Here is a 10559-nt window from a genome sequence, read left to right on the forward strand (position 1 = left end):
CGTATAACCCTCCGAGTTTAAGTGTTCCTATAATTTAGGCTCTCATTTAGCAAAGCCGCCTGTCCCATCTCTTTTTCGTAATCACCTTTGGCATAGGCGACATTGCTCAGCGCTCGAAGCATTTTATCCTTTGCCAGCCTTTTCATAACCTCTGCAAGATCAGCGTCCAGAGTACCACGCTTCACATAGCGGTTTATGGTGTTCAGCCGTTTCTCATAAATCTGTTTCACCGGATGATCGTCCGCAAGCTCCCGTTGTTCTCTGCTTTTCAGGTTGCCGATCTGCCGACAGGTGCGGTGCAGCTTGTCCCCCGGTGCATAGCCGCCGCAGTATTTGGTGTGCCTTGCGTTGGTGGTCAGAAACCACTTTTCGCAGATTTTGCATTTCTTCGGTGCATGACCAACACACAGGCCCTCAAAGAGATCAGACCGGAACATCCCCACAAAGGATACATAGTGCATCCGCTTGACCAGCTTCGCAACTTTTTCGCCGGGACGGATGGTTGCCACATACTGAACAGAGTTATTTGCGACAGACATCCAGGCATTGCCCTCAGCGATGGAGAACTCCGGCGTGAAATAGCTGCCGAACATTCTGGCAAATCCCTCTGCGGTGCGGTCTGCTTCGTTGCAATCCGATTTTTCTGCAAAATCAAGCATGGCCGTTTGGTATTCCCCAAGGGAGTAGGCTAGATGCCCGCATACGGCGGTATAGCGCTGGAGCGTGATTGCTTCGGCATAGTTCTGGATTTCTTCAAATTGCAAAGAATTGGTTGCGGCTTTTGTGGCAAACTCCACATATTTCAGTGCATTGTCCGCAGTAAAGACCCTTTCTATCCGTTCTCTGTGCTTTGATATGTCCATATAAGAGAATGGCGGGGTTTCGCTGAGAATATCCAGCATCGCCAGAGTAGCTTCCCTTGCCATAGGACAGAGTGCACAAGCATCCTGTCCGGCGTTTAATGTTCCGAGCAGCAGATTGATTTTCTCGCATTGCTCGTTCGCCTTTGCAATGGTATCCGCAGGGACATTCAGTGCATCACAGGCAAGCGTACCGACAGGAAATGTTTTGCCCTCATATATGACCGTATCCTGCCAAAAATCCAAAGTCATCAATTCTTGGTTCATGCTTGCCCTCCTGTCCTGTTTTTTCATTTTTCTAATTATATCATGTAAATGTGAAGAAATCTACGTCCTCAGATAAGTTGTCCTGTCATTAGCCTGTTTTTTGAAAAATCCGGCATAACCATAGTAGAAAGCGTCAAACACCTGCCAATCACGGCGGGTGTTTCGTGTTTTCTGAATACTATGAACGGAGGTTTTTCTATGACAATCTATGAAACCATCAAGGCGGCAATCAGCGTAAAGCAAGCCGCCAAACACTACGGGCTGAATGTCAACCGCAACGGTATGGCTTGCTGTTCGTTCCACAACGACAGGCATCCGAGCTTGAAGCTGAATGAGGACTATTTTTTTCTGCTTCAGCTGCGGAGCCAAGGGGGATGTAATCGACCTTGTGGCAAGGCTGTTCGATCTGAGCAGTTATGAAGCAGTGCAAAAACTGGCTGCGGACTTTGAGCTTGACCCGAAACCGCCCACTGCCGCAGCTATGGTCAAGCCGAAGAGTCCTTATATCCGTCAGTTCCGGGAGGATGAAATGTTGTTCAGTATGCTAAGAAAGCAAATGAAACGGGGAAGCTGTATGAAGAGAATCTTGCAGAAATAAAAAAGATGAATAATGAGCAAACAGAGCTTCTAAAAAAGGCACTTGAAGCAGTTATTCATCTATATGAGGAAGATTCAAAGAAGAGAAAGTGAATTGATAAAAAGCGTTAGCGTGGCTCTGCGGTTTATCCGCAGTTCGAGGGGATTGGGGCATTTTCCCCAACAAGCAAAAATGCGCCGGGTATATACCGGGGCACTGCTTGCCAAGTAGCGAAATTAGGAATGACAGAGAGGATAAGACAATGGAAAATGTAACTTTTGATTATAAGTTTTACAGGATACCTAAGAGATTTTTTAAGGAAGACATGTTCAGAGATATGACAAATGCAGCAAAAGTATTATATGGAATACTGCTGGATCGCAAGTGCTTGTCAGACTCCAATGGAGACGCATGGCGTGATGAATATGGAATTACCTATATCATTTTCACAATCGAAGAAATTATGAATCTGATGAACCTGGGGAATAAGAAGGTTAACAAAATGGTGAAGGAGCTGGAGGAGCATGGCTTGATTTACCGAAGACATCAGGGCTTGGGAAGACCGAATAAGATTTATGTTTATGATTTGCTCAAAGCAGATAATTCAAATTGGCTGCCAAAACAAATTATATTCGGAAAAGGGAGCAGCAATGAGAAAGAAGTATTATGAAGATGCAAAAGAGAATGCAGCTTTTGAGAGATGTGCAGATGTAATAACATCCCTGATTCTAAAATATGGACCGGCTTTAAAACGAAAATGGAATCTAGACGAGTGGATTAGGAATATTCAGGCAGAGAGTCTATGGAAAGACATAGCTTGCAAAAGATATCAGCGGTATTTTATTTGCATGATGAATATGAAAAGTCTTCCTGTATGACAAAATCAAATTGACTAATACTAATTAGCAATATATAATATAGACAAAACGAAAATGACATGAACGGAGGAACAATGAAGTGGAGAAGGTTATAACACTTGAGGAAGCATTAAAAAGAATTGAAGAATTAGAAAATGAAAACGCCGAGTTACGCAAAGAACTGGAATATTATAAAAATCGTAAATTAAGTGGAAGGCAGAAGCACAATGCAAAATGGATGGCAATCTACAATGATTTTGTTGATTGCTATGAGAACGGCATGGCTATGATAGAGATTGCAAAACGAAATAATGTCAGCGAGAGGACGATATACAGGTATAAGGCGTATTATGACAAGATGAGGAACACAAAGGAGAATGTGATAGAGTAATTGAAGAAATTAATAGTAAAAAACATATTGCTGGCGTCAGCAATATGTTCATAAGAGGAGGAAATTTGAATGGAAAAGAGAATAATTGAATTGTACAGAAGAAAATTTGATGATATCCGACATGAAGCGGATGGCATTGAGTATTGGTATGCACGAGAATTAATGACATTATTGGACTATATTCAATGGAGAAATTTCGAAAATGTTGTAAAAAAGGGAATGCTTTCTTGTAAAAATAACGGAATTAGTGTGGAAGACCATTTTGCTGGCGTCAGCAAAATGGTCACATTGGGAAGTGGAGCCAAAGGATGTAATTAAAAATTGGATGAGAAGCAAAGACACAATAGAGTTTCTTGGTTTATGGGAAAAATTACATAATAATAACTTTAAAGGGGTCGAATTCGACTCCTTTAGAAATCAGGCGGGATCTAATGCATTTACAATGTCACCTACAAAATGGATAGAGACTACTGGGGCAATAGGAATCGTATGTAAATCCGGACGTTATGGTGGCACTTATGCACATTCAGATATCGCATTTGAATTTGCATCATGGATTTCAGCAGAATTTAAACTTTATATAATCATGGATTATAAAAGGCTGAAAGCAGATGAAAATAGCCGCTTTTCATTAAATTGGAATCTAAACAGTGAAATATCAAAATTGAATTATAAAATACATACAGATGCAATCAAAGAAAATTTGATACCACCGGAATTGACACCAGCACAAATCAGTTTTACATATGCAAATGAAGCTGATATGCTAAATGTGGTTCTATTTGGCAGAACAACCGCCGGAAGCATATTTGCCACGCGGAATTTCTTATCCTAGACAAGGTTCACACCCACGCAGAAGATCAGGATAGAGCCGATGAGGGAGAGATCGGTAATGGCGGCATCTGTCATGACCGGTGCAATCAGTCTTGCCAACAGCGTGACCGCACCCTCGAACAGAGGGTCTTTGGCATTGCCTGTTTTTTTCTTTGGTAAAAAATCTGTTGAATACAGTGCCGGCGATCCTGCTGGCGGATGAGCCTACCGGCGCCTTGGACCAGACCAGCGGCAAGGAGGTACTGAAGCTGTTCCGGGAATTAAACGACATGGGCAACACGATCGTAATGATCACACATGATCTGGGAGTGGCACAGTCCGCGAAGCGTATCGTAAGAATTGTAGACGGACAGCTGTATGAGTAAATTAAATACTTTTTGCAACAAGCACAATTCCTGAGAGAATGAGCAGGAGAATCACGATTTTGCGGATGAGCTTTTCATCCATCAGGTCGCTGCTCTTCAGGCCAAGGAATAATCCCAACAGCATTAGGGGAATCAGGAGTATCGCCTGCCGGATCGTCTCGAACCGGATCAGTCCCAAAGCACTGTACAGGCAGATGCGAAAGGTGCTTTCTACAGCAAATACTGCGCTGATATTAGCTTTGAAGGCATCATTATCTTCACAGACGCTTGTCATATAAACGGCCAGCAGAGCGCCGACACCAAACAGCCCGCTGAGTAATCCGGCGGAGAGTCCTACTATTACGGTGAATAGAGGAGAGACTTTTTTCGGGGAAAAGGTCTCTTCATTTTTTGCCCCTTTTTGTTGAAACCACATCTGGATTCCAATGCCTATGACCACAATACCGAAGATGATCTTAACGATATTGGCAGTGATGTATTTTAAAATAAATGCCCCCGGAATGCTGCCGGCAAGAACGAACAGCATAGGGAGGAAAAAGATACGCGGATGCAGGGAAGTTCTTTTTTTCCATACTAGGATCAGGTTCGACGGATAACCGATCAGCAGTTCCACCGGAGAAATATTAGCATTTACGATGCCGAAACTTAAAATAGAGGTGAATACCAGTGTATTGGCGAATCCGCACAGACCTTTTATGAAAAATGCTGTTAAAGTGGCTAAAATCCAGTAAATCATGAGAACCTGGCTCCTTAATCGTTCGTTTCAGCTAGAATAAAGTCTCATAGGCGCTGCCTGTGCAGGAATCATCCATAGCGCAACTTTTTTCTATAGTAAAATACACACGTGGTCAGGGCAAGCATTTTGTGAAAAAACTTGTGGGAACTTTGGGAGTGTGGTACATTGACACTAAGCAAAAGGAAAGGCAGGAAGATTCGTATGGCAGGATATTTGATCAAAGATACTACAAGAGAAGAACGGGAGCAGATCGTAGCGGAATCCTTAGGATATATGGAAGCAAATTGTGACGGCTGTTCGTCCGGACTGGCAGAGATGTATCAGGCATACATCGATGGGGAGAAGGAGCTTCGGGACATTAATATGGAGTTTCATGCAGGATATGTCTCGGGGGAGGAAGTACCGGGGAGAAGATCCTGCCCGATGTAAGGATAGTAAGCATAAAGTTTCGTAATTTGCAAAAACTCTTTCTATAAGGGAGAAACCGGAAAAGAGGGATGCAGATGCGGAAGGATCTTATAATTATAGTAAATCTGGAAAATGGAAAAGCACAGTTGGAATTCAAGCTGCCGGAAGAATTTTTGACGGAGCGGCGGGAGACTGAGATGCGAATGGAAATATGGGAGACAGCAGGAGGCGGTCGCCCTATTTTTTATGGAAATTATCGGAATGTGGATCAGGATCCGATGACCGCGTTATTATTGCGGCCGCACCTGTGGAATGGGAGGAAGGATCCCTATCTCTATCAGGTGAGAGCTTGGCTGCGGTTCCCAACCGGGATCGATAGTAGTCTTTTTAAAACAGAGGATTCAGGAAAATTCCGGGATTCAGAAGATTTCGAAAATCGACGGGAAGTGTACTGGCAGCGGGACCTTGCAATTTATGACTTGCGTGTCATAGAGAAAAAGGGCATCTATTTGAACGAAGCCGAATTTCATCCACACATCGTAGAATACCGGCTGCCACCGCAACTCAGTGAGTACGGTACGCAGGACGAACAGATGGAAAGAGATCTGGAGCGGCTGGCACGGATGGGAGCCAATGCGATTCTGTTTCACAATGACGACAGGAAAAGCGAAGGACAGGAAAAGACCGGGCAGGACAATGCCGGACAGAAAAATGGGGTAAGGCAGAATCCGGGAACAGATCATTTTTACAGGTTATGCCTGAAACGTGGATTTTTGGTAAAAGACCTGTGGATAACAGACGAAAAAATCCCCATATACCGTGGATTACCCGGAGAAACTACGCAGGAGATGTTGCTTTCGGAGGACGGCAGGACGTTGACGGAGCACTATTACTATTATCAGGCGAAATGGAGTAGGGAACCGGTACTCTATCCGGCACTTTCTACCCTGCACCGGCAGGAGAACGGTCTGCTCTCCCTGACAGTCTACAGCAACCAGAAAAAAGTGGTGCTCTATGTGGACGGGGTACTTTTCCTGTTTCAGTCGGCGCAGACCGGAGGGCCGGAGTTTATTTTTGAGGATATTCCGGCAGAGAAGCTGCCGCTGCATCTGGCGGTGGAAGCCGGTAACTTAAGCACTTCTTTGACGATAAGGTGAAAAGTTTTTTGTAGGATTCAAAACCGGTTTCACACAATTTTCACAAATGTTTCACCTTTTGATGACATTTGCCTCATATAGTAATACAAGTACACCAAATAATGATTGACACAAGTATCGGGAATTATTTGAGGTAAGCGCAAGTAACTGATATGGGAGGCAAATATGATAGAAGTAACCAATCTTACAAAAAAATACGGAGACCATATAGCCGTAGATCATCTTTCTTTCCGTGTGGAAAAGGGACAGATTTACGGCTTTCTTGGTCCAAACGGCGCAGGTAAATCCACGACCATGAACATCATCACGGGTTATCTGGCAGCCACGGAGGGTACTGTGACGATCGATGGCAAAGATGTCCAAAAAGATCCGGAGGAGGCAAAGTGTGCCATCGGTTATCTGCCGGAGCTTCCGCCGCTGTATGTTGACATGACTGTCAGAGAATACCTGGATTTCGTGGCAGAACTGAAAAAAGTGCCGAAAAAAGAGCGGAAGCAGCAGATTGATGAGGTCATGGAAATGACACAGATCACCGATATGCAGCAGCGTCTGATCAGGAATCTGTCAAAAGGTTACAGGCAGAGAGTCGGACTGGCGCAGGCAATCCTTGGCTACCCTGAGGTTATCATTCTGGATGAGCCCACGGTAGGTCTGGATCCGAAACAGATCATCGAGATCCGTGATCTGATCCGCAAGCTGGGGGAGAATCATACCGTGATCCTCAGCTCCCATATTCTGTCGGAGGTCAGTGCGGTCTGCGACCATATTATGATTATAGCCCACGGTAAGTTGGTAGCCAGTGATTCTCCGGAGAATCTGCAGAAGCTTATGAGTGGTTCCATGGAACTGGATCTGGAAGTAAAGGGAAGCATCGCTGCGGTGAAGAGTGCATTGCAGGAGATCTCACAGATCGACCGGATCGAAGAGAACACGGAGGCATCCAAAAATATTGCAAAGCTGAAAGTGATCTCCAAAGAGAATGCAGATATCAGAGAGCAGGTATTCTATGCACTGGCAGATGCAAAGCTGCCTATTTTAGAGATGACCCATGCGGAGAAGTCTCTGGAAGACATCTTCCTGGAACTGACCGAGGATGTAGCACCCACACAGCCGGAGAAGCACAAACTATTCTCAAAAAGAAAAAGGCTGGAAATGTCAGATGTTGCCGCACAGCAGACAGAAGCTTCGGAAGAGGAAGCACAGCCCGAAGAAGAGAAAAAAGAAACTGTAACTACAAAGGAGGCGGAATCATATGCTAGCCATTTATAAGAGAGAATTGAAATCCTATTTCCGTTCCTTTATCGGATTTTTATTTATTGCAGTCACCCTGTTTTTCCTGGGACTGTATTTCAGCGTTTATAACCTGATGAACGGATATCCTTATTTTGCGTATGTGGTATCCAGCGTTACCTTTTTATTCATGCTGACCGTGCCGATCCTGACCATGCGTATCCTGGCGGAGGAAAAGCGGAGCAAGACGGATCAGCTGATCCTGACGGCACCGGTGTCCGTAGGCGGCATCGTTATGGGAAAATTTCTGGCGCTGTTAACTATATTTGCCATTCCCGTAGCGATCATCTGCTTTTACCCGCTGATCATGGCGCAGTACGGCAGTGTTCCCATGGGAGAGGCCTATCTGTCGATCCTGGCATATTTCCTCTTCGGGATGACCGCCATTGCCATCGGTCTGTTCCTGTCTTCCGTGACAGAGAGCCAAGTCATCGCAGCAGTACTTACTTTTTTAGTATTGTTCCTGGGATATATGATGGATTCTATCTGTTCCATTATTTCCAGCACCGGCAATCTGTTGACAAAGCTGCTGCGTTGCTTTGACCTTTACACACCATTTTCCAACCTGTTAAATGGCACACTGGATGTATCTTCTATCGTATATTATGTATCCGTTACGGCACTGGTTCTGTTCCTGACGGTACAGTCCATTCAGAAACGCCGTTACAGCATGTCCGTGAAGAACTTAAGCTTCAGTGCTTACAGTACCGGTATGATCGCTGTAGCTGTAGCGCTGGTAGTAGTCGTTAATATTATCATGGGCGAGATGCCTTCCAGCTGGACAGCAATCGACATGACCAGCCAGAAGCTGTATTCCCTGACAGATCAGACCGTCGACTATGTGAAAAATATGCAGGATGATGTGACAATCTATGTGTTGGTAAATCAGGACAATCAGGATACCACACTGGGGCAGACTTTGCAGAGATACGATGATCTGTCGGATCATATCACCGTGGAATATGTGGATCCCACCGTTAACCCGATGTTCTATGCCCAGTACACCACCGGCAACATTAGCACGAACAGCCTGATCGTGGTCAGTGACAAGCGCAGCAAGGTCATTGATTACAACGATGTCTATGAGTCTTCCTATGATTTTGACTATTCGACCTACAGTTATAACACCACGACCACCGGTTATGATGGCGAAGGACAGATCACCAGTGCGCTGGATTATGTGTTAAATGATGATATGCCCAAGGTATATATGACAACAGGACATAATGAACTGAGTTTAAGCAACACTTTTACATCCGCACTAAACAAGGAAAATGTGGATTATGAGACCGTGAATCTGATGGATCTGGATGCTATCCCCGACGATGCGGCCTGTCTGTTCATTAACGGTGCCACCAGTGATTTTTCATCCGATGATAAGGATAAGGTGATCGACTATCTGAACAACGGTGGAAAAGTCATCCTGGTAACCGGCTATACCGATGAGGAGACACCGAATATTGATGCTATTTTAAGCTATATGAATCTGAGCATTGCCAAAGGACTGGTGGTGGAGAACGATTCCAACGGCTACTACAGAAGCCCTTATTATATCCTGCCCACCCAGAGCTCTGACAGTTATACTTCCGGTACTTACGGAAAATACCTGTTCCTGCCGTACTCTCAGGGAATTATTGTTCCGGAGGAAGAGAGCAGCGACGAGACAGTCACCGGCGATATTACTTATGATGTGTTCTTAAGTACCTCCGACAGTTCTTTTGCAAAACAGGATGTGAGCAATGCGCAGGACTTCTCGCAGGGTGAAAATGATGTAAATGGTCCCTTCGCACTGGGGGTGGAAGCAGTAAAGACACTGGATGATGGAGATGCGACACTGGTCGTGTACGGTTGTGAGCAGCTGTTCACGGATGATGCAGATTCTGTCGTCAGTGGTGCGAACCTGACCCTGTTCACCAATACATTCAGTGGAATGGCAGATCATGAGACCTCGGTATCTATTCCGGTAAAAAGTTATGAGGTCTCTAATCTGGTAGTGGATTCCGCACAGATTCTGCTGCTGGGGCTGCTGGTTACCGTGATTCTTCCCGTCGGCTGTATGATCGTCGGATTCGTGATCTGGTTCCGCAGACGGAAGAAATAATTGTGAAAGGCGTGAGTTATAGATATGAAAAAGAAACAAAGACAGATGATCGGAATGCTGCTGGCACTGGTGGTTCTGGCGGCAGCATTCCTGGGCATCCGACAGTATAATAAAAATGCATCGTCTGCGACATCCACCACCGAGGATACACAGGAGACGGTGCTGGATGTGAACTCCGATGATATTACCAGCTTCCGCTATGTATATGAGGGAGAGACCTATGCCTTTGAAAAAGAGGATGACACATGGTACTATGCGGACGATCATTCCCTGAATCTGAACCAGGATCGGATCAAGGCGATGATCCTGAAGGTGGCACCGTTAAAGGCAGATCAGGTGATTGAGAATGTGACGGACATGTCACAGTATGGATTGGCAGATCCGGAGCGTACCATTCAGTACGAGACTGCAGATCGCAGTGTGATCATTAATATTGGTAATCTGAATTCCATGACCAGCCAGTATTACATCGCATTTCCCTCTGAAATGAAAGTGTATGTCGTGGCCACCAACGTGGTAACCGGATTCAACTATACACTGGAGGATCTGGTGGAGGTGGAGGAGACTGCTGAAGAGACAGAAAGCACCGAAGCTACAGATACTACGATAACGGAAAGCGAGACAACGAAAACTGCGACGGAGACAAATTAGGGATTCTCCCCGCGAATGACAATAATGTCATTTAATTTTAATATCGTATCTTTTTGAGGCAGAAT

At 45.0% G+C, this 10559-nt stretch carries 13 protein-coding genes and 3 pseudogenes; 12 read left to right on the plus strand and 4 right to left on the minus strand.

Annotated elements, in window-relative coordinates; all coding sequences use genetic code 11:
* Nucleotides 1–17: 17 nt before the first annotated feature.
* Nucleotides 18–1127, minus strand: coding sequence for a DUF6076 domain-containing protein (locus DWZ61_RS12830; RefSeq protein ID WP_117465205.1), 1110 nt, complete (start codon nucleotides 1125–1127; stop codon nucleotides 18–20).
* Nucleotides 1128–1187: 60 nt separating this feature from the next.
* Nucleotides 1188–1430, minus strand: a complete 243-nt coding sequence (locus DWZ61_RS19770) for a hypothetical protein (protein ID WP_182427082.1) — start codon at nucleotides 1428–1430, stop codon at nucleotides 1188–1190.
* Here DWZ61_RS19770 and DWZ61_RS12835 point away from each other — a divergent pair.
* From DWZ61_RS12835 to DWZ61_RS12860, 6 genes and pseudogenes are all read left to right on the plus strand, one after another.
* Nucleotides 1326–1662, plus strand: a pseudogene (locus tag DWZ61_RS12835) (CHC2 zinc finger domain-containing protein); the annotation flags it as partial. The gene DWZ61_RS19770 and the pseudogene DWZ61_RS12835 overlap by 105 nt on opposite strands.
* Before the next feature lie 304 nt (nucleotides 1663–1966).
* The gene (locus DWZ61_RS12840) at nucleotides 1967–2374 is read left to right on the plus strand and encodes a replication initiator protein A (RefSeq protein WP_118538941.1); all 408 of its coding nucleotides are present in this window, start codon (nucleotides 1967–1969) and stop codon (nucleotides 2372–2374) included.
* Nucleotides 2355–2582 (plus strand): hypothetical protein, encoded by a 228-nt coding sequence (locus tag DWZ61_RS12845; protein WP_109257873.1) that lies wholly within the window; start codon nucleotides 2355–2357, stop codon nucleotides 2580–2582. Before DWZ61_RS12840 ends, DWZ61_RS12845 begins: the two co-directional genes overlap by 20 nt.
* 79 nt (nucleotides 2583–2661) lie before the next feature.
* Nucleotides 2662–2952 carry a helix-turn-helix domain-containing protein gene (locus DWZ61_RS12850; protein WP_118538943.1) on the plus strand — a complete coding sequence of 97 codons (291 nt, stop codon included), beginning with the start codon at nucleotides 2662–2664 and terminating at the stop codon, nucleotides 2950–2952.
* Between the two features lie 69 nt (nucleotides 2953–3021).
* On the plus strand, nucleotides 3022–3270 hold the full coding sequence (locus tag DWZ61_RS12855; RefSeq protein ID WP_118501623.1) for a hypothetical protein: 249 nt from the start codon (nucleotides 3022–3024) through the stop codon (nucleotides 3268–3270).
* Nucleotides 3251–3742: pseudogene (locus DWZ61_RS12860) on the plus strand (KilA-N domain-containing protein); the annotation flags it as partial. The gene DWZ61_RS12855 and the pseudogene DWZ61_RS12860, both read left to right, overlap by 20 nt.
* A gap of 41 nt (nucleotides 3743–3783) precedes the next feature.
* Here DWZ61_RS12860 and DWZ61_RS20240 read toward each other — a convergent pair.
* Entirely contained in the window at nucleotides 3784–3963 is a 180-nt protein-coding gene (locus DWZ61_RS20240) for a DUF554 family protein (RefSeq protein WP_117465209.1), read from the minus strand.
* Between DWZ61_RS20240 and DWZ61_RS12870 the strand changes: the two are divergent.
* Nucleotides 3954–4151 (plus strand): annotated as a pseudogene (locus DWZ61_RS12870) (ABC transporter ATP-binding protein); the annotation flags it as partial. The gene DWZ61_RS20240 and the pseudogene DWZ61_RS12870 sit on opposite strands and share 10 nt — an antisense overlap.
* A 1-nt stretch (nucleotide 4152) precedes the next feature.
* On the opposite strand, the gene DWZ61_RS12875 reads toward DWZ61_RS12870, so the two are convergent.
* Nucleotides 4153–4887, minus strand: a complete 735-nt coding sequence (locus DWZ61_RS12875) for a sulfite exporter TauE/SafE family protein (RefSeq protein ID WP_243026416.1) — start codon at nucleotides 4885–4887, stop codon at nucleotides 4153–4155.
* Between the two features lie 201 nt (nucleotides 4888–5088).
* Here DWZ61_RS12875 and DWZ61_RS12880 point away from each other — a divergent pair, with 201 nt between their 5' ends.
* From DWZ61_RS12880 to DWZ61_RS12900, 5 genes are all read left to right on the plus strand, one after another.
* On the plus strand, nucleotides 5089–5316 hold the full coding sequence (locus DWZ61_RS12880) for a purine biosynthesis protein PurH (protein ID WP_117465212.1): 228 nt from the start codon (nucleotides 5089–5091) through the stop codon (nucleotides 5314–5316).
* Nucleotides 5317–5390: 74 nt separating this feature from the next.
* Entirely contained in the window at nucleotides 5391–6452 is a 1062-nt protein-coding gene (locus tag DWZ61_RS12885) for a hypothetical protein (RefSeq protein ID WP_118538945.1), read from the plus strand.
* Nucleotides 6453–6617: 165 nt separating this feature from the next.
* On the plus strand, nucleotides 6618–7721 hold the full coding sequence (locus DWZ61_RS12890; protein ID WP_118538947.1) for an ATP-binding cassette domain-containing protein: 1104 nt from the start codon (nucleotides 6618–6620) through the stop codon (nucleotides 7719–7721).
* On the plus strand, nucleotides 7705–9843 hold the full coding sequence (locus tag DWZ61_RS12895; RefSeq protein ID WP_118538949.1) for a Gldg family protein: 2139 nt from the start codon (nucleotides 7705–7707) through the stop codon (nucleotides 9841–9843). Before DWZ61_RS12890 ends, DWZ61_RS12895 begins: the two co-directional genes overlap by 17 nt.
* A gap of 24 nt (nucleotides 9844–9867) precedes the next feature.
* Complete coding sequence (locus DWZ61_RS12900) at nucleotides 9868–10494, plus strand: DUF4340 domain-containing protein (protein ID WP_118538950.1); 627 nt, start codon at nucleotides 9868–9870, stop codon at nucleotides 10492–10494.
* Nucleotides 10495–10559 lie beyond the last annotated feature (65 nt).

Origin of the sequence: Clostridium sp. AF34-10BH (assembly GCF_003478095.1) — a bacterium.
GTDB classification, from domain to species: domain Bacteria; phylum Bacillota; class Clostridia; order Lachnospirales; family Lachnospiraceae; genus Acetatifactor; species Acetatifactor acetigignens.